The 19,747-nt window shown below is 62.6% G+C and carries 14 protein-coding genes and 2 pseudogenes; 8 read left to right on the top strand and 8 right to left on the bottom strand.

Features of this window, described 5'->3' with window-relative positions; translation table 11 throughout:
- Positions 1–116: 116 nt before the first annotated feature.
- From fusA to CKO42_RS09265, 4 genes are all read left to right on the top strand, one after another.
- On the top strand, positions 117–2,165 hold the full coding sequence (gene fusA, locus CKO42_RS09280; RefSeq protein ID WP_200242572.1) for an elongation factor G: 2,049 nt from the start codon (positions 117–119) through the stop codon (positions 2,163–2,165).
- A 144-nt stretch (positions 2,166–2,309) separates the two neighbouring features.
- On the top strand, positions 2,310–3,809 hold the full coding sequence (pabB, locus tag CKO42_RS09275; protein WP_200242567.1) for an aminodeoxychorismate synthase component I: 1,500 nt from the start codon (positions 2,310–2,312) through the stop codon (positions 3,807–3,809).
- A 53-nt stretch (positions 3,810–3,862) separates the two neighbouring features.
- Entirely contained in the window at positions 3,863–4,840 is a 978-nt protein-coding gene (locus CKO42_RS09270; RefSeq protein ID WP_200242564.1) for a Uma2 family endonuclease, read from the top strand.
- 303 nt (positions 4,841–5,143) lie between these two features.
- Positions 5,144–5,551: a copper chaperone PCu(A)C gene (locus CKO42_RS09265; protein WP_200242561.1), complete on the top strand. Its 408-nt coding sequence runs from the start codon at positions 5,144–5,146 to the stop codon at positions 5,549–5,551.
- Between the two features lie 9 nt (positions 5,552–5,560).
- Here the strand turns inward: CKO42_RS09265 and CKO42_RS09260 are convergent, their stop codons facing one another.
- Positions 5,561–7,501 (bottom strand): sigma 54-interacting transcriptional regulator, encoded by a 1,941-nt coding sequence (locus tag CKO42_RS09260; RefSeq protein WP_200242557.1) that lies wholly within the window; start codon positions 7,499–7,501, stop codon positions 5,561–5,563.
- A gap of 259 nt (positions 7,502–7,760) precedes the next feature.
- On the opposite strand from CKO42_RS09260, the gene CKO42_RS09255 reads away from it, so the two are divergent.
- The 4 genes and pseudogenes from CKO42_RS09255 (at position 7,761) to cynS (ending at position 11,818) form a co-directional block, all read left to right on the top strand.
- Positions 7,761–9,212 carry a CmpA/NrtA family ABC transporter substrate-binding protein gene (locus tag CKO42_RS09255; RefSeq protein WP_200242555.1) on the top strand — a complete coding sequence of 484 codons (1,452 nt, stop codon included), beginning with the start codon at positions 7,761–7,763 and terminating at the stop codon, positions 9,210–9,212.
- A gap of 91 nt (positions 9,213–9,303) precedes the next feature.
- Positions 9,304–10,134, top strand: coding sequence for a nitrate ABC transporter permease (gene ntrB / locus CKO42_RS09250; RefSeq protein ID WP_200242553.1), 831 nt, complete (start codon positions 9,304–9,306; stop codon positions 10,132–10,134).
- A gap of 5 nt (positions 10,135–10,139) precedes the next feature.
- Positions 10,140–10,997, top strand: a pseudogene (locus CKO42_RS09245) (ABC transporter ATP-binding protein); the annotation flags it as partial.
- A 380-nt stretch (positions 10,998–11,377) separates the two neighbouring features.
- Complete coding sequence (gene cynS / locus CKO42_RS09240) at positions 11,378–11,818, top strand: cyanase (RefSeq protein WP_200242549.1); 441 nt, start codon at positions 11,378–11,380, stop codon at positions 11,816–11,818.
- 183 nt (positions 11,819–12,001) lie between these two features.
- Here the strand turns inward: cynS and CKO42_RS09235 are convergent, their stop codons facing one another.
- The 7 genes and pseudogenes from CKO42_RS09235 to CKO42_RS09195 all read right to left on the bottom strand — a co-directional run bounded on the left by CKO42_RS09235 (position 12,002) and on the right by CKO42_RS09195 (position 19,488).
- Entirely contained in the window at positions 12,002–12,943 is a 942-nt protein-coding gene (locus CKO42_RS09235) for a sulfur oxygenase reductase family protein (RefSeq protein WP_200242544.1), read from the bottom strand.
- A gap of 214 nt (positions 12,944–13,157) precedes the next feature.
- Positions 13,158–15,806 (bottom strand): EAL domain-containing protein, encoded by a 2,649-nt coding sequence (locus tag CKO42_RS27265; RefSeq protein ID WP_242479254.1) that lies wholly within the window; start codon positions 15,804–15,806, stop codon positions 13,158–13,160.
- Between the two features lie 134 nt (positions 15,807–15,940).
- Positions 15,941–16,777 (bottom strand): annotated as a pseudogene (locus tag CKO42_RS09215) (PAS domain-containing protein); the annotation flags it as partial.
- Positions 16,778–16,916: 139 nt separating this feature from the next.
- Complete coding sequence (locus CKO42_RS09210) at positions 16,917–17,294, bottom strand: DUF5615 family PIN-like protein (protein ID WP_200242533.1); 378 nt, start codon at positions 17,292–17,294, stop codon at positions 16,917–16,919.
- Positions 17,294–17,521 carry a DUF433 domain-containing protein gene (locus CKO42_RS27940; RefSeq protein ID WP_200242856.1) on the bottom strand — a complete coding sequence of 76 codons (228 nt, stop codon included), beginning with the start codon at positions 17,519–17,521 and terminating at the stop codon, positions 17,294–17,296. The genes CKO42_RS09210 and CKO42_RS27940 overlap by 1 nt, the downstream gene beginning before the upstream one ends.
- A gap of 89 nt (positions 17,522–17,610) precedes the next feature.
- Complete coding sequence (gene gltS, locus CKO42_RS09200; protein WP_200242531.1) at positions 17,611–18,906, bottom strand: sodium/glutamate symporter; 1,296 nt, start codon at positions 18,904–18,906, stop codon at positions 17,611–17,613.
- 72 nt (positions 18,907–18,978) lie between these two features.
- The gene (locus CKO42_RS09195; RefSeq protein WP_200242529.1) at positions 18,979–19,488 is read right to left on the bottom strand and encodes a DUF1269 domain-containing protein; all 510 of its coding nucleotides are present in this window, start codon (positions 19,486–19,488) and stop codon (positions 18,979–18,981) included.
- Positions 19,489–19,747 lie beyond the last annotated feature (259 nt).

The following is a 19,747-nucleotide window of genomic DNA, read 5'->3' as shown; positions in this document are numbered from 1 at the left end:
GCGCGTTACGCTGGTCTTAAATGACCACTGGGTTACGCTATACTCCCGCTGTTACATTCGGCCGTCGCCGCCGCGATGGCCTCCAGCCAACCACTGAAGCGCTAAAGGGTTCCTGCATGTCTGACTACAATGCCGAGGACGTCCGCAACATCGCCCTCGTCGGCCACGCCGGTTCCGGCAAGACCACCCTCGTTGAAGCACTGCTTGCGAGCGCCGGCGCCATCGCCGAGCCCGGCAGCGTGGTCAAGGGCACCACGGTGTGCGATTACGATGCGATGGAAAAGGAGCTGCAGCATTCGCTCGACGTCGGCATCACCGGTTTTGCCGCGCACGGCAAGCACATCAACCTGCTCGACACCCCCGGCTATCCAGACTTCCTCGGCCGCACCCTCTCGGTGCTGAATGCCGTCGAGACCGCCGCCATCGTGGTCAATGCCGAGAACGGGATCGAGCCGCTGACCCAGCGCGCCTGGAAGGCGGCTGATAACCGCAACCTGTGCCGCATCATCATCGTCAACCGCATCGACGGCGCTGGTGTCGACCTGCCTGGTCTGACCGAGCAGTTGCGCCAGAGCTTCGGCTCTGAGTGTCTACCGATCAATCTACCAGCAGAGGGCGGCAAGCGCGTCATTGACTGCTTCTTCAATCCATCCGGCGAAAGCACAGACTTCTCATCCGTCGAAGAGGCCCACGGCCAGATCGTCGATCAGGTGGTCGAGGTCGACGAGGCGCTGATGGAGGTGTATCTGGAGCAAGGCTCGGAGCTGAAGCCGGAGCAGCTGCACGATCCCTTCGAAGAGGCGCTGCGCGAAGGCCATCTGGTGCCGATCTGCTACTGCTCGGCCGAGACCGGTGCCGGCATCCCGGAGCTGATGGAGATCCTGGTCCGACTGATGCCGAATCCGTCCGAGGGCAATCCGCCCCCCTTCATGTATGGCGAAGGCGCGGATATGAAGCCGGTCTCGGTGGACCCGGACCCGAGCAAACATGCGATTGCCCACGTCTTCAAGGTCATCAACGACCCCTTCCGCGGCAAGATCGGCATCTTCCGCGTCCATCAGGGCCGTATCGTGCCGAATAGCCAGCTCTTCATCGGCGATGCGCGTAAGCCCTTCAAGGTCACCCATCTCTATCGGGTACATGGCAGCGAGCTGATCGAGGCCGACGAGGGCGTACCAGGCGACATCCTCGCCGTCTCGCGCGTCGACGACATCCATTTCGACGCTGTCCTACACGACTCGCACGACGAAGACCACTTCCATCTGCGCAGCATCGAATGTCCGGTGCCGCTGTTCGGCCTCGCCATCAATGTCGCCAAACGCGGCGACGAGCAGAAGCTCAACGACGCCCTGCACAAGCTCGAATCCGAAGACCCCTGCTTCCACATCGAGCACAACGCCGCCGCCAACGAGACCGTGATGCGCGGCCTCGGCGAGGTGCATCTGAAGGTGCTGCTGCGCAGGCTCTCGGAACAGTTCCACGTCGAGGTCGAGACCAAGCCACCGAGCATCCCCTACCGCGAGACCATCACCGCCAAGGCCGAGGGCCATCACCGGCACAAGAAGCAGACCGGCGGCGCCGGCCAGTTCGGCGAGGTCTACCTGCGCATCGAGCCGCGTGAGCAAGGCAGCGGCTTCGAGTTCGCCGACGAGACCGTCGGCGGCTGCATCCCGAATCAGTTCATCCCGTCGATCGAAAAGGGCGTGCGCCAGGTGCTCGAGGAAGGCGCCGTTGCCGGCTACCCGATGGACGATGTGCGCGTTGCGGTCTATGACGGCAAATCGCATCCGGTCGACTCCAAGGACATCGCCTTCGCCACCGCCGGCAAGAAGGCCTTCATCGAGGCCGTGCTCAAGGCCAAGCCAGCGATCCTGGAGCCGGTCGTCAAGATCCGGATCACGGCACCCGACCACAACATGGGCGATCTCGCCGGTGATCTGTCTGGACGCCGCGGACGCATCAACGGCAGCGAGTCGAAGAGCTTAGGGCGCATCGTCATCGAGGGTGAGGCGCCGCTCGCCGAGTTGGAAGGCTATGAGTCGCGGCTGAAGTCGATCACTGGTGGCGAGGGGTCCTACAGCCTCGAGCTGAGCCACTACGCGCCCGTCCCGGCCAACGTCCAGAAGCAGCTCGCAGATGCCTATCAGCGCGCTAGCGACGATTAGGCGACGATTAGACGACGACCGCCAGAGCCGCTTCAGCCTATAACGGCCACTGACGGCTAGCCGCCGGTGGTCATATCCTCTGCGGTCGTTTCCTGAGCGGGTCATCGGTAACCCGCAAAATTGGGCGATGTCGGCGATCATGGAATGCGCTATCTCAACGAGATTCCCTACCGCGCCGATTCAGCCAGCCTGTTCGCCTCCATCAGCAACCGGCCTTGGGCCATGTTCCTCGACAGCGCAGCGGCCTGCGGTGGCGGCGGCCGTTGGGACATCTTGGTTGCAGACCCGAGCGCAACCCTGGTCACGCGCGGTGCGATCACCGAGATCTGTGATGCAACAGGTTGCCGCCACAGTGTTGATGATCCCTTCGCGCTCCTGCGCCAGGCGCTCAGCCTAGGTACCGAGGCCTCTGTCGACCACTCTAACGCCGGCCTTCCCTTCGTCGGCGGCGCCGTCGGCTGGCTTGGCTATGATCTCGCGCGCCGCATCGAGCGCCTACCGGTGCAGGCCATCGACGCTGAGGGGCTGCCAGAGATGGCGATCGGCATCTTCGACTGGGCGGTCGTCGTCGATCATGCCGAGCGTCGTAGCTGGCTCGTCGGCGCCGGTCGGGATACACGCACCCAGGCCCGCTGGCCGCAGCTGCTCAGGCAGTTCTCCGAGATCCTCTCCAGCAACCCTGGGGAAGCACCACCAGCACAATCGCTGGCCAGAGCACCGCTGCGCGCCTCCGTGCCACTGCGCGCTAGTGATCCACTGCACGCCAGCGAGCCATTACGCGCTACCGGGCCACTGCGCTCGAATCTCTCGCCAGCCGCTTATGCAACCGCCTTCGCGCGCATCAAGGACTCTATCCGCGCCGGCGATTGTTACCAGATCAACCTTGCCCAACGCTTCGCCGCCCGCGCCACCGGTGACCCTTGGAGCGCCTATTGCCGTTTGCGGCAACTGAACCCGGCGCCTTTCTCGGCCTATCTGCAGACCCCGTTCGGCCAGATCCTCAGCTCGTCACCGGAGCGCTTCCTCGCGCTGCGCGGGAGGCAGGTCGAAACGCGACCGATCAAGGGCACCCGTCCGCGCAGCGCCGATCCCCACGAAGACGCCGCACTGAAACGCGCGCTCGCCGAGAGCCCCAAGGATCGCGCCGAGAACCTGATGATCGTCGACCTCTTGCGCAACGATCTGGGCCGCGTCTGCCGCCCCGGCAGCATTCAGGTCCCAACCCTGTTTGCGACCGAATCCTATGCCTCGGTGCATCACCTGGTCAGCACCATTACCGGCGAGCTGCGCACCGACGAAGACGCCGCCTCGCTCCTGCGCGCCTGCTTTCCCGGCGGCTCCATCACTGGCGCGCCCAAGATCCGCGCCATGCAGATCATCGAAGCGCTCGAGCCGCATCGACGTGGCGTCTACTGTGGCGCCATCGGCTACCTGGGCTTTGATGGTGCCATGGACACCAATATCGCCATTCGCACCATCGTCCACAGCGCCGGACAGGTCCGCTTCTGGTCCGGCGGCGGCCTGGTGCATGACTCGGAGTGCGAACAGGAATATCGCGAGACCTTCGACAAGGCTGCACGCCTGATCGAACTGCTCGCGCCTGCCGCCGAGGGAGGTGTTGGTTGCGGCACTTACTGGCGTTGACTAGTATCAAACGCACGTCAAACGCACGCTGATCGACTGAGGGTCGAATCCCAATGTCTCAATGGCCAATCCCAGATGAACAGACCGCGAGCGTCGAGCCAGTCTCAGCCGACGGTCAGCTGGTCAGTGAAGCCGAGTACTGGCAGGACTGGTACAACACCGGTGATCTCAGCTACGAGTGGAACAACGGCCGCCTGGAGGAAAAGCCGGTGTCGGATTTCGAGACCTTTCAGGTGTACCTCTGGTTCCTAGAGCTGTTGCGCCACTACCTGCGGCTGCAGCCCATTGGCAAGCTGGTGGCGTTAGAGATGGGCTTCCGGCTGGCGCTCAGATCGGGCACGGTGATCCGCAAGCCGGATTTGGCCGTCGTGCTCGACACGAATCCGGTCGCGCTGGATCTGACCCATAGCTCCTACCATGGCGTCTTCGACCTCTGCGTCGAGGCCCTATCGACGGAAAAGCCTGCCTATGTCCATCGCGACCTGGTGGTGAAGAAGGCCGAGTACGCCGCCGGCGGTGTGCCCGAGTATTACGTGCTGCACCGCGAGCATGGCAACCTGGCCTTCTACGGTCGCACCCGAGGCAGCAGCGTCTACAGCCCGTTGCCGACCGAGGGCAGCGGTGACGATCGGCTAGTGCGCTCACGGATATTGCCAGGCTTCCAGTTTCGCGTCAGTGATCTGATCCGCCGCCCAGACCTCGACGCGATTCGTCGCGATCCGGTCTACAGCAGTTTCGTGCTGCCGGAATGGACGCGCGCCGAACAGGAGCAGGTGCAAGCCGAGCAGGCACGATTGCAGGCTGAGCAGGCACAAGCGCAAGCCGAGCAGGCACGATTGCGGGCTGAGCGAACACAAGCGCAAGCCGAGCAGGCACGATTGCAGGCCGAGCACGATCGCGACAAGGCCAGCCGCGAGCGCGATAAGCTGAGCCGCGAGCGTGACGAGGCCCTGGCAGAGGCCCGGCGCGAGGTAGCTGCCCGAGCGGCACTCGAAGCCGAGTTGGCCAGCCTGCGCAACAGATCGTCCTGATCCACGCCTATCCTTATACTGACCAGCCCGCGCGTCTTTGACCCCTCGGCTGCGCCATGTCAACACTTGAGTTTTGGAGATGATTCGATGCAAGCAACCCTGCAGGCCGTTAACACCCCGTCGGCCGCTTGGTCTCAGAAACCTCAGTCGCCCCAGTCGCCTCAGTCGCGATTGACGTGCCTAAGGGTCATGGCCAGCCACCACCCTCAGAAGAGGAATCGCGCGAGATTCACGTCAAGCGTCAATTTCGCTCTCGCGCTCAGCCTTGCCCTAAGCCTTGCGCTCAGCCTCGGGCTACCGACGATGGCCTTTGCCGAGGGCATCAGCATTGAGGATGCCTATGTGCGCGCTGTCCCGCCAGGCCAGCCTAACAGCGCCGCCTTCATGACCCTGACCAATGCGGGTGAGCAAGCTCGCGCCCTGATCGCCGCCGAGAGCGATGCCGCCGAGGTGCTGGAACTGCACACCCACCGGATGGAAGACGGCATGATGCAGATGCGCCAGATCGAGCAGATCGAGCTGCCCGCTGGCGAGACCGTCACCCTAGCGCCCGGAGGCCTCCATGTGATGCTGATCGGCCTGACCAAACCGCTCGCGCCAGGCGATCAGGTCGAACTCACCCTTGGCTTCGATGGTGGCGACTCACAGACGCTGAGCCTGCCGGTCAAACGCATTGACCCAAGCGCCATGCCAGCGCATCAGCACCATTGACGGTTGAGATCAGCGCTTCTGAATGCCATAGCGCTTGATCCGTGAGGCCAGCGTGGTCGGCTTCAGACCCAGCCGCGCTGCCGCGCCGCCCGGGCCAGAGACCTTGCCCTGACTCGCGGCAAGCGCCTGCTCGATCATCCGACGCTCCAACGCGATACGCTCCTGTTCGTTGCCAGGTGCTGCGGTTAGCGTTTGGCCTGGGCCTGAACCCATTAGGTTCGTCTCGCGAAGGCCTGAACCAGCCCGGTTCGTCTCCGACAGAGGCAACAGCGCCCGCTCAGGTCGACGCCCGGGCAGATCGATGATCAACCGCTCGCCGGTCGAGACGATCACGGCCCGTTCGATCAGGTTCTCCAACTCGCGCACATTGCCCGGCCAGGCATAGTCCTGCATGGCCACAACATCGGCGCGACTGAGCCGCAGTCCCTGACGCCCGAAGCGCCGCGCCGCCTTGGTCAGAAAGTGCGCAGCCAATAGCGGGATATCCTCAGGCCGCTGACGCAGCGGCACCGATTCGATCGGGAACACATTCAGCCGATAGAACAGATCGGCACGAAACCGCCCGGCCTCGGCCTCCTGATCGAGCCGCCGGTTGGTTGCCGCCACGATGCGCAGATCGACCTGCCGCGTGCGCCCCTCGCCAACGCGCTCGAACTCGCCCTCCTGCAATACCCGCAGCAGCTTGCTCTGCAGCTCGAGCGGGATCTCACCGATCTCGTCCAGAAACAGCGTGCCGCCATCGGCCAGCTCGAAACGGCCCACCCGCTCGGCCACCGCGCCGGTAAAGGCGCCTTTGACATGGCCGAAGAACTCGCTCTCGAACAGATCCTTGGGCACCGCGGCACAGTTGACCCGGATCAGCGGCCGATCGCCCCGCCGGCTCGCGGTATGGATGGCACGCGCGATCAACTCCTTACCGGTGCCAGATTCGCCGGTGATCAAGACCGGCGCATCGGTCGGCGCGACCAGCTCGACCTTGTACAAGACCTCTCGAACCGCACGACTATCGCCGACGATCTGGTAGTAGTTGCTCGCCTCGCGAAATTCCTCCTGCAGATAATCGTTCTCCAGCTCCAGCCGGCGCTTGAGCGCGGAGACCTCTTCGAGTGCCCTCTGCAGACGCTGTTCGGCCTCGCGTCGATCGCTGATATCGCGGAACACGACCACGGCACCGACCAGATGGCCGCGATCGACGATCGGCGTGCTGGTGTACTCCACCGGGAAGCAGCTCCCATCCTTGCGCCAAAACACCTCATCGTCGCGCCGCTGCACCGCGCCCTCGCGGAACGCCGCATAGATCGGACAGTCGTCATCGGCATAACCGCTGCCGTTGGCATGGCTGTGATGCACGCTCTGATGCATGCCACGCCCGACCAGCTCCGCCGCGCTCCAGCCCAACATCTGCTCGGCCGCCGGATTGATGAAGGTGGTGATCCCGTCCGCGTCAACACCGTAGATGCCCTCGCCCGCGGCGCGCAGGATGAGCCGATTCTCGGTCTCGATCGAGGCGAACAGCTGCTCGACCCGGCGCCATTCCGAGAGCCCGCTGCGCACATAGTCATCGGCATCGGAGCGGGCCTCACGCCGACGCTGGGTGACCAGATCGCGCGCCGAGATCAACACACAGCAGCGCCCCGCAAGCTCTAGCCGACGCGCCCGATACTCGACCTGGATGCGCTCGCCATCGCCGCACTGACAACCGAGCCCACGCGCCCAAGCCTCGCCGGTCTCGAGCACCTCTTGGGTGAAGACTACCAAGGCGCCGCGCTCGCCGGCGTGCAAGGCGCTCGGACGCATCGCCATCAGCTGATCCAACGGCCAGCGGAGCCATTCACAGGCGCGCGCATTCGCGGCGAGGATGGTGTCGGCAAAGGGGTCGAACAGCAGCAGCGCATCGGGATGTTGCTCGAAGAGCAGCTGGAAGGCGGCATCCTGAAGAATCATCGTCATCGACACTCAAATTACGAGATCTCGTCAAAATACAACGAAAACTCGTGAATAACGAGATCTCGTTACTGCTCGGCATCGAGGACAGCCGCAGAAGCATCAACTGAATCAGGCCACTAGCGGATTCCAGATGATTGGCACGGCATCTGCTTAGTCTTGATACAGATCAACCACGCTGGTTGGCGGAACGCAAGCTCAGCACTTGTCGCCAAGCTGCTGATCAGGCCGCCATCCTCTGCCCCAAAACCCTGCGGAGAACACGATGCCATATCAGAGCCTGGGCAATCCCTACGACCCCGATCTCGACCTCAGCCACGCGCCCGGCTGCGCTTGCAGCAGTTGCTCATCGCACACACAGCATCAACAGGCCCAAGCACAGGACCCGACCGAGCATCGCGCATCAGCGACGACTGCCGCGCAGCGACTCGCGCCCCAAGAGCCCCAAGCTCCCCTATCCCAAGAAGCCATGCTGGACCGAGTCATCGAGAGCGCCATCGTCCGCGGCGTCTTCGGCCACAACGAGATGAGCCGACGCAGCTTCCTCGGCCTGGTCGGCGGTGGCACCTTGGCCAGCATCCTCGGCAGCCTGCTGCCGATGGACGCCATCAAGGCCGCCGTGCAGGAGAGCGCCGGCCCGCTGGAGAAGACCAAGCTCAAGGTCGGCTTCGTGCCGATCACCTGCGCGACCCCGATCATCATGGCCCATCCACTCGGGTTCTACGAGAAATACGGACTGGATGTCGACGTGATCAAGACCGCCGGCTGGGCGGTTGCGCGCGACAAGTCGCTGGCCGGTGAGTATGACGCCTCGCACATGCTCACGCCGATGCCGCTCGCAATCAGCCTCGGCGCCGGCTCCACCGCCGTCCCCTACCGGATGCCGGCGGTCGAGAACATCAACGGCCAGGCGATCGTGCTGCACAACGATCACAAGGATAAGCGCGACCCGAAGGACTGGAAGGGCTTCAAGTTTGGCGTGCCCTTCGACTACAGCATGCACAACTTTCTGCTGCGCTACTACGTCGCCGAGCATGGCCTCGACCCGGATCAAGACATCCAGATCCGTGTCGTGCCGCCACCGGAGATGGTCGCCAACCTGCGCGCCGGAAACCTCGACGGCTACCTATCGCCAGACCCGTTCAACCAGCGCGCGGTCTGGGAGAAGGTCGGCTTCATCCACATCCTGACCAAGGACATCTGGGAGGGCCATCCCTGCTGCGCCTTCGCCTGCTCCGAGCAGTTCACCAAGGAGATGCCGAACACCTATTCGGCCCTGCTCAAGGCCATCGTCGACGCGACCTTCTATTCGCAAAAGCACGAGAACCGCAAGGAGATCGCCGCCGCCATCGCGCCGACCAACTATCTGAACCAGCCGGTGCCAGTGATTGAGCAGGTGCTCACGGGCCGCTTTGCCGACGGACTCGGCAACGTCCAAGACGTCCCAGATCGGATCGACTTCGATCCCTTCCCCTGGCATTCGATGGCGGTCTGGATACTGACCCAGATGAAGCGCTGGGGCTACATCGAAGGCGATATCGATTACCAGGGAATCGCCAAGGAGGTCTACCTCGCGTCCGACGCCGGTAAGACCATGGCCGAACTCGGCTATCCAGTCCCTGACACCACCAATGAGAACTACATGATCATGGGCAAGGAGTTCGACTGGACCCAGCCCGAGGCCTATGTCCAGAGCTTTGCGATCAAGCGTGGCTGAGTCGATCGAGCGCGGCTGACGATAGACCGACCCGACGGGCCGGCCGCTCAACCGGCCAGTAACCTGACACAGACTGAGGACCAACAATTCCATGCTCAAATCCGATACCTGGCGCGCCGTCCTTGTCTCGGTGTCGCTGCTCGTGATCTTTCTTGGGCTCTGGCAGCTCAGCACCCCGGCGCCACAGGCCGAGGAGGCGCTGAGCGAATACGAGCTGCTGATGGGCGGCGCCGACCAAGAGGCGCGCGTCCCCTCGCCGTCGGAAATCATCGGCCTCGCCATCCGCGAGCTATCGAATCCCTTCTACGACGCCGGTCCCAACGACAAGGGCATCGGCATCCAGCTCGCCTGGTCGCTGTACCGCGTGCTGACCGGCTTTGGGCTCGCGGCGCTGATCGCGCTGCCGCTCGGCTTCCTGATCGGCATGTCGCCGATGATGTACAAGGCCCTGAATCCGTTCATTCAGGTCCTCAAGCCCATCTCGCCACTGGCTTGGATGCCACTCGCGCTCTTCATCATCAAGGACTCCGAGACCTCCTCGATCTTCGTCATCTTCATCTGCTCGATTTGGCCGATGCTGATCAACACCGCCTTTGGCGTCGCCGGCGTGCGCAAGGACTGGGTCAATGTCGCCCGCACCCATGAGCTCGGGCCAATGCAGACCGCGTTTCAGGTCATCCTGCCCGCCGCCGCGCCGACCATCCTCACTGGCATGCGCATCTCGATCGGCATCGCCTGGCTGGTCATCGTCGCCGCCGAGATGCTCGTCGGCGGCACCGGCATCGGCTACTACGTCTGGAATGAGTGGAACAACCTGGACCTGACCAGCGTGATCTTCTCGATCCTGATGATCGGCATCGTCGGCATGCTGCTCGACCTGGCGCTGGCCTCGGCCACCCGCCTCGTCACCTACCAGGAGTGAACGCGATGCAACCGCACTTCCTCGAGATCAAATCGCTGGCCAAGCGCTTTCCGACCAAAGACGGCGAGCTGACCGTGTTCGAAGACGTCAGCTTCGGCCTCGAACGCGGTGAGTTCGTCTGCATCATCGGCCATTCGGGCTGCGGCAAGTCGACCATCCTCAATGTCCTCGCCGGGCTCGACGCGCCGAGCGATGGCGAGGTCCTGATGGCCGGCAAAGAGGTGCGCGGCCCGGCACTCGAGCGCGGCATCGTGTTCCAGAACTACTCGCTGTTCCCCTGGCTATCGGCGCTCAACAACGTGATATTCGGCGTCGCCGCTCGCTGGCCGGGGTGGAGCAAGACCCGCGTTCGCGAGCACAGCCTCCGCTATCTGCACATGGTCGGTCTCAAGGATGGCGCCGAGCAGCGCAAGCCCTCCCAGCTCTCTGGCGGCATGCGCCAGCGCGTCGCCATCGCCCGTGCCTTCGCCATCGAGCCCAAGCTGCTGCTCCTCGATGAACCCTTCGGCGCGCTCGATGCCCTGACACGAGGCACCATCCAGGACGAACTGCTCAAGATCTGCGCCGAGACCCACCAGACGGTGTTCATGATCACCCATGATGTGGACGAGGCGATCCTGCTCGCCGATCGCATCCTGCTGATGACCAACGGCCCACAGGCGCGCATCGCCGAATCGGTGCGGGTCTCGATCGACCGACCACGCGAGCGCGGCAGCATCGTCCACGATCCCGGCTACTACCCGATCCGCACCCATCTGGTCGACTTCCTGGTCTCGCGCTCGCACGAACTCTCCGGTTCCGCCAACTCGGGCGCACCAGGCTCCGGCCATCAAGGCCCGCCACGCATCGTCGACCCAGCTCAAGCGGCCCGCGGCGCAAGCAACGCCAAAGATAAGGCGTCAAGCAATGCAATCGCTCAGGCCACAAGCCATACCGCAGGCCATTCCACAAGCAACGCCAACAGCGCAACCGGTTACCGTGCAGCGGAATCAGGCTCGCTGCTGCGCGCCGTCAACCTCTAAACCGCAGACAAACACACAACGGCAAACAACGGCAAACAACGGCCAATCAAGCCAATCCGTCGACCATTGCGCACTTAACACCTGAACGAGGAAGCAATGGGGGCACAAGCGGGACGGAGCCAGCGCAGCGGTTCCATCAATCGCACCAATCCAACCGCCTGTGCAGCTTGTCATCAACCCGTTGCTTAGAAACCACTCCCAAGAACAAGGGGCATCCGCCAATGAACAAGACCGAGATGAAAACCGCCATCCTCGACGCCAAGCAGACCAAAGGCCTGACCTGGGACGCGATCGCCAAAGCCGTCGGGCTCTCCAAGGAATTCACCTGCTCCGCCTGCCTAGGCATGAACAGCCTGAATCAGACTCAGGCCGAGGCCTGCGCCGAGTCCCTTGGGCTCGGTCCCGACGTGGCCGCAGCGCTGCAGGCATTCCCGCACAAGACCTGGGATCAGACCGTCCCCACCGACCCGCTCATCTACCGCTTCTACGAGATCGTCGGCGTCTACGGCGAGACCATCAAGGCGCTGATCCACGAGGAGTTCGGCGACGGCATCATGAGCGCGATCGATTACAGCATGGACATCCAGCGCCAGCCCGATCCGAAGGGTGACCGGGTCGTGGTGACCCTGAACGGCAAGTTTCTGCCATACAAATCCTGGTAGTTGCAACTGATCAAGGATCAAGTGCAGGCGGCTCTGTTGGCCGTCACTCGTAGCAGGATCTGAGCAAAATCTGAGGTTTTGAGCAGTACGCCCTGGCGACGCCAGGGCGTAGATCACGGAAGATGGCGCCAGCCTTAGCGACCTAACGATGAGCGGCTTCCGGCCGCAAGCCCAGTGCAGCCCTTAGCGCAGCCCTTGCAAGACCTCACGATAGGTGTGCTCGCTGAACATACTCTCGGAGATGCGCACCGTCGGCTTGGTGATGCAGTTGTCCAGCACCTTAGTCGCATGCACCATCAGAATCTCCGGCTTCACGTTCACATGCGGCATGCCACTCTGCGCAAACTGGATGTTCTCGAACTCGACCATGGTCAGGTATTCAGCCGGCACCGTGTAGCCCTCCCAGACCTCGGCCGAGCGCTCCAGCTTCGCGCCCGGCTCGCCGCGCAGCTGACCGAGCATCGACTTCGAGGTCGCCTGGCCACTGCCGAGGGTCGAGAGACCGATGCGCTTTAGGATCTGCCAGCCGAGAACGCCCGGCGTCTCCTCGAGCATCTGCATGGTCTGCACCTCGCCCTCCTCGAACTCCGACTCTTTGCCGGGCCGCACCTGGTGCTCGGCCAGTACCATCACCGACTCACCGGTGTTGAGCGCATAACCCTTGACCGCATCGGCGTTGCCGAAACCCTTCTTCATCATCTGATTGCTCGAAATGAGCTTCGGCAGGGTGCTCTGGACGATGCGAAACACCGGCTCAACCGGCCCATCCAGCAGCATCCCGCCGCACTTGCCGCAGGCCTCGACGACGACGTCTTCGAACGTCTCGTGGAAATCTTCATGCGCCTCCCAGGAGTCCCAGTAGGTGAACTGGTCGATCCAGATGTGGGAGAGCTCAGAGCCCATGTCCGAGCTCGCCGCCCAACGCATGCCCATCGGGCAGGTGCCGCGCTGACGCATCAGATCGAAGCCGCGAAAGCCGGGTGTCAGCGCCGTCGCCAGACACATCTTGCTGCTGGCCTCCTTCATCATGCGCATCAGATTCGGATCATTCTTGATCAACACACGATTGATCGCGACGTACAGCGGCGACGCCGGCTCGGCATCGAATAGGGCTTTGATATCCATCGGTTTATTGGCCTCGCGAGAACAACAGGGTAGAGCTGATTGACAATTGTCAAGCTAGGCTACCACAAGCGGGATTGGCGTGAGCAGCCCGCGCCGCATCTGATGGCAAAAACCTGGGTTCTCCAGCCCCGAACACCTGTTGCTCGGACGCAAGACAGCCGCCTGATCCCATTGCTCCATCGCTCAGACCAGACCGTGTCGAACCTGAAGCAAATCAGGGCGCGGAAGGATCGGGGTTTGGCGGCTTCGGGTCAGTCGCTCGCTGATGCCAGCGGCGCTCTTTGGCCCAGGCGCTGAGCCAGGGCAGCACCTGCTCGGCTGGCATCGGGCGGGCGATACCATAGCCCTGGGCATACTCACAGCCCATCTGCTGCAGCAGCTGGCCGATCTCGAATGACTCCACCCCTTCAGCGAGCACCGGGCGCGGCAGGGTTCTCGACATCAGCAGCACGCCTTCGACAATCGCCCGATCCTCGGCATTGTCGAGCATGTTGAGCACGAAGCGACGGTCGATCTTGACGACATCGATCGGTAGCTGATGAAAGTAGGTCAGCGAGGCATAGCCCGTGCCGAAATCATCGAGCGAGAAGCGCACGCCGAGCCGCTTGCAGTCACGCATCACCACCGCCGCGGCCACTGCATTGTCCAAGCGCGCGATCTCCAGTAACTCGATCTCCAATCGCGCCGATCCCGCGGCAACCGGCTCACTGCCCAGTTCGCCGGCCTGCTCGCCATCCAGAGGGCCCACCTGCTCGCCCACCTGCTCGCCGGCCTGCTCGCCATCTTGACCGCCCGCCTGCTCGCCACCCTGCTCAGCGCTCAGTTGGCCCGCCTGCGCGCCCGCCTGCTCAGCATCCAGACCAAGCGCGCGCGCCAAGAAGGCGCTGAAATTCTGCTCCTGCAGCTGTCGCGGGCTGATATTGACGCTGATCAGCAGCTGCTGGCCTTGCTCGCGCCAAAACGCTTGTTGCATCAGGGCCGTCTTGATGACCCATTCACCCAGGGCAAACTCGAGCGGGCTATCTTCGATGATGGGCAGGAACTGATCCGGCCGCAGCAGGCCTTTGTGCGGATGCTGCCAGCGGATCAAGGCCTCGAGCCCATGCACCTGCCCGTCGGCGAGTCGGATCTTGGGCTGGTAGTGCAGGACCAGTTGATCCTGCGTCAGGGCCTGGGCGAACTCCTGATATAGCTGCCGCTGCTGTCGGGCCTGGTGGTCGTGGATCGGATCATAGAGATGGTAGCTGCCGGGGGCGCGCCGCTTGGCCTGGAACAGGGCCTCATGCGCATGCTGCAGCAGGGCGTCTGGCCCGGCCTGATCGATCGGGAACAGGGTCAAGCCGAGACTGATGCTGAGATGCAGGGACTGCCCCTTCACCCAGAGCACCTGCGCGATCCGCCGCTGGATCGCCCGCGCCCGATCGATGGCCTCGGCGGTGTTCGCCAGCTCAGTGAGCAGCAGCGCGAACTCATCGCTCCCGGCGCGCGCGACAAACTCGGCCTTGTGCAGTGCGCGCCGCAGCCGGCCGGCCAGCTCAACCAAGACCGCGTCGCCAAAGGCACGACCATCACGCTCATTGATGGCTTTGAAGTCATCGACGTTCAGATAACAGATGGCGACTAAGGACGACGCCTGCCCGTCGGCTTTGGTGAGCTCGCCGAGCCGCTCGATGAATTGCAGGCGATTGGGCAGACCGGTCAGGCTGTCGTGATAGGCCAGATGCTCGATACGCGCCTGCGCCTCCTTGTAGCCAGTGATGTCGGTGGCGATCTCGACCCGCACCAGGCGCCCGTCGCTCCAGCGCAAGGCGCGATCACGCAGCCCGTACCAGCGTTGGCTCTGGGTGTTGAAATGCTCCCATTCGAAGCAGCCGCTCGGCTCGCCGGAGGCATCGAGCAGTTTATCGTTGGTACAAAAGGTACAGGGCGACTCGAGCCCATGCAGCGCTTGATAGCACAGCTGACCAGCGCCATCGCCCCAGACCATCCTCGCGGTCTCGTTCATGAAGACCAGCTCGAAGGTCTCCATGTCGGTCACATAGACCGCCGCCGCCATCGCATCCAGTAGCTCGCTGACGCGCTGATGGGCGTCGCGCAACGCGCGCTCGGCACGTTTGCGCTCAGTGATGTCACGCCAGATGCCAAACAGGCAGGCGCGACCTCCGATACTGAGCGCAACACCCTTGACCTCGACGGTGAGGATGCGGCCATCGGCGGTGCGATGACGCGCCTCGAAGGCGTACTCGCCGCGCTCCTCGATGCGCGTCAGCCGTTGCCTGATCTCGTCGGCCTCTTCCGGGACATCGAGATCGGCGACGTTCAGGGTCAGGAAGGTCTCGCGGTCATAGCCATACCGCTGGCAGGCGGCGGCATTGATATCCACGAAGTTGCCCGCGAGGTCGACGACCACGATCGCATCGCCCGCGTGGTCAAACAGCTTGCGGTACTTTTCCTCGCTCTCCAGGAGCGCGTCATGGGTTGCCTGGAGATCCGCGGTGCGCGCCGCCACCTGGCGCTCGAGATCGGCATTGAAGGCGCGGATCTGTTGCTCCATGGCGCGCCGTTCGCTGATGTCCTCGACTACTACATTGATGCCAATCACCTCGCCATCGCCGCCCAACAGCGGGAGATAGTGCTCGAGGTAGCATCGCGTGCGGCCTGCTGGATCGTGGCTCGGGAATTGGATCTCCTGATCGCGCAGCGGCTCGCCGGTGGCGATGACCTGCTTCAGCCTTGGCTCGAGGGTTGCGGCCAAATCCGGCACCATCTCCCGCAGGCTGCGCCCGAGATGGGCGGCCACCGGATGCCCGTTGGAGCTGGCCAGGCGCTCATTGATGCGCCGATAGCGCAGCTCGGTATCCAACACCGCCAGTCCAATCGGCGCGGTATCGTAATAGCTCTGAATCTCGGCGAGCTGACGCCGAGCAGCATCCTCGCGTTCGAACAGGCGTTGCTCGGCCTGTTTGCGCGCGTGATGTCTTGGGTAACCCCAGCGAGATGGGTCGGCTCGCCCGCGGCATCGCAATAGACCCGGCCCAGGGCGCTGATCGAATGCTCGCTGCCGTCAACCCAACGCAGCCGGTACTCGGCGGCATAGTCTTGCCGGGTTTGCAGGCTGTGCTCGATCAGCCGCTGGACGCGCGTTCGATCCTCTGGATGGATGCGCGCCATGAAGCCGGCATAGCTGGGCTGCTCACCCGCCGGCAGGCCGAGATGGCGCTTGCAGCGTTTGGACCAGAAGAAGCGCTCTGGCTGCAGATGGTATTCCCAGACGCCCAGCTCGGCGCCATCGATGGCGAGGCGCAGCTGATCGCTGGTCAGCGCATGCCGCTCGACCTCAGCGGCAAGCTGCTCGGTGCGCTCCTCGACGCGCTGCGCCAGTCGCTGCTGCTCGGCCTTGGCGCGCTGCTCGGTGCGCTTGCGCTCGGTGATGTCGGTCGAGATGCCGATCAGGCCGATGATGCGGCCCTGCTCATCGCGCAGCGGCGCCTTGACGCTCCAGAAGGTGCGCGGGCGCTGGTTTGGCCGCGCGAGTGTCTCATCGAGGGCAACCGTCGCCCCGGTCGCCAACACGCGCTGATCGGTGGCGATCGCCTCGTTGCAGCGTTCAGGGGAAAACAGCTCCGGATCGGTCTTACCGATGACCTCATGCAGCGCCCTATCCAAGAGCTGGCAGGCGAGCTGATTGGCGTAGGTGTAGCGCCCTTCGAGGTCTTTGGTGTAGACGTAGGTACTGAGGTTGTCCAGCGCACCGAGCAGCGCCGGAAGCTCGATCTGACTGCGCTGAAGGTTCTCAGGCAGCTGTTTACTGTTGTCTTTCTTGCACTGCAGCATGTCTACCCTTGTTTTCCTAAGGCGACGTCCTTCCGGTCCAAGCACGAATGCGTTGCCGAGCATTCGATACCAAGTCCGTCTAGGAGGGTCTGGGCGCAGGCTCGACGACTGTTTTAACGATGGTTTTGACTACGACATTCTAGGCAAAATCATCACCCGAGTTCGAGATCTGCATCACAAGCGAGGGGTTGACAACAGCGGGCGGTCTCAGGGATCGCTCTTCCAGTTGATCATTATCAATCGCCCCAAGACGCGCCCTGAGCGAGTGCTGCGATTGATTGAGGTACAAACACAACCTCGTCGGTATCATCCTAATACGACGCCAGCGAGCGCGAATACTGTCAGCGGCTGCAGGCCGATCCCGAACTCGATCGTTCGCGTCGACAAAGGTCGCGATCGCAGAATCGGGTGTCTCGGAACCATCCAGAACGCGGTTCATGTGCGTCGCATCGACGCCCCTCTCGCGGAGCCAGCTGACCAGGCGATAAGGGATATGCACATCGCAGAGAATGCGCATCAGGCAACTTGGCGAACCTGCTCACCCGAAACGATGTTGCGTGCATACTCCAGGCAAGCAATGATATCCGTTCGCTCCAACTCCGGATGATCGGCAAGGATCTCGTCGATCGGCATTCCGGAAGCGATCATGTCCAAAATCACCTCTACGAGCCAGCGCATGTGGCGTACGCAGGGCTTTTCGTGGCAGATGTCTTGAGCTACCGTGACGCGGTGCGGGTCAGATATGTGAGCTCCAGCAAAATCAAGCGTTCCAATAGCATAGGCGCAAGGACTGCTTGCGCAATGCTGCAGTATCCGCTGTTGGGTAAGCCCGCTCAGGCGAAGGTGGTTAGGAAAAAAGGAATGATCAGCGCGTTGGTCAGGTCGATGAAGAAGGCCGAGACCAAGGGCACGATAATGAAGGCCTGATGCGACGGGCCATAGCGCTGGGTCACCGCGGCCATGTTGGCCATGGCCGTCGGTGTTGAGCCCAGGGTCACGCCGCCGAAGCCGGAGGCGACCACCGCGGCGTTGTAGTCCCGCCCCATCAGCGGGAACAGCACGAAGAGGGTCACCGTTACCGCGAGCGCGAACTGCGCGGCGAGGATGCTGAAGATCGGCAGCGCGAGATCGACCAATGTCCAGAGCTGCATGCTCATCAGTGACATCGCCAGGAAGGTGCCAAGGGCAATATCGGCAATCAGGGCCACGGCGCCAGTGCGTGACGGCCAATGCACACCGATCGCCGCATACAGTCGTGCAGGGATCAGGTTGGTCAGCAGGATGCCGGCGAACAGGCAGGTCACAAACAGCGGCAGCTTGAGGCCGAGCTCAGCGATCGCTTCATTGAGGAAGAAGCCCAGGATGATGGCGATATGGATGGCGAGGATCGCGCCTAGGAAATCGAGGTGGTTGATCCCCTGCTCGCGCTGCGCAGCCGAAAGACCGACCTCTTGGATCTCCTGCTCCTGGATCTCCCGCTCCTGATGATCCTGGTCGTGTTCCTGGTCGTGTTTCTGCGGGTCTGCGGGAATTGCGGACGGCTGCAGCTGATGGCGCGTGATCAGGAAGCGCGCGATCGGCCCACCCATCAGGCTCGCCAAAATCAAGCCAAAGGTCGCACTGGCGATACCGATCTCCATCGCGTTCTCGATGCCGAAACCGTCGGCAATCGAGGGCGCCCAAGCGATGGTGGTGCCATGGCCGCCGATCAGCGAGACGCTGCCGCCGAGCATGCCAACCGCTCCGGACAGGTCGAACAGCGAGGCGACACCGACCCCGGTGAGATTCTGCGCAAACATGAAACCGATGGTGATCGCCAGCAGGATCAGCAGCGGCCGACCACCGGCGAGCAAATCGGCCGCGCGGGCGTTAATACCGATCGTGGTGAAGAAGTACACCAGTAGCACATCGCGCGCCCGCAGCTCGAACTCGACCGCATAGCCGGAGCCGAGATAGACCAGCGCAAACAGCACCGAGAACAGCAGGCCGCCGGTCACCGGCTCCGGGATGCTCAGTTCACGCAGCAGGCCGACCTTGTCGTTCAGCCGTTTGCCGACGAATAGCACCAAGACACCAATGGTGACGGCTAGGAAGGAATCGATGCGGAGAATACCCTCAGCCAGTTCCATCAACAGCCCCTCTTGGTGGATGAAGCGCAGCGAGCCCGTGAAACGTCGCGCGCATCACGGACTCGCATGAGATCAGACCGACGTCTCTAAGGACTGATCCTCGAGGAAGGCGCGCAGCGTGTCCTCGCGATCCTTCTCGAGCGAGGTCTGCAGCACCTTACCCTTGCCGCGGAATTCAGACAATCCTTCAAGCACCTTATCCGCCGTGACCTTTCGCACCAAGACGAAGACCGCGGCGCAACCGGGCTGGAAATGTTCCGCCAGCCCTTTCATGAACTCGTCATTGATGCCGATATCGGTGAATTTTCCTGACAACGCCCCGGCGCCAGCGCCGATCGCCGCACCCAGGAGCGGATTCAGGAACAGAAGCCCGATCAGCATCCCCCAGAAGCCGCCACCGACGGCACCGGCACTGGTCAGATTCACCGCCTGATGGAGCTTGACCTTACCCTTCTCATCGCGGGTAGCGACGACGATATCCTCGATATCGATCAGGTAGGACTTCTGCATCTTAGCCAATTCGGCGCGAAGCTCGAATGCAAGCTCCTGATCCGGAAACGAGACCACGACTAAATCACTCATTGTTCTCTCCGATGTCAACCCTAGGCCATGTATAAATTAGCAGGAGATTCAATTGATTCTCATGCTTCCAACCATCACCAGACGCGGTTCGAGCTTAACAGCCGGCCTCAAAGGCGGCAACTATCGCGAACCGGTAGTGTTCTTGATCTGTACCGGTGATATTTTTTGATCAAAGAAAATTATATACTATTCTACTGTTAACGGTAAACTTTCGGGATCTTTAGTTATGGTACTTGAACCTGTTTGCTGCCCCCATTGC

The organism is Lamprobacter modestohalophilus, from assembly GCF_016583905.1.
Taxonomy (GTDB): Bacteria; Pseudomonadota; Gammaproteobacteria; order Chromatiales; family Chromatiaceae; genus Lamprobacter; species Lamprobacter modestohalophilus.
The sequence above is the reverse complement of the archived record's forward strand: the minus strand, read 5'-3'. Positions and strand labels throughout refer to the sequence as shown.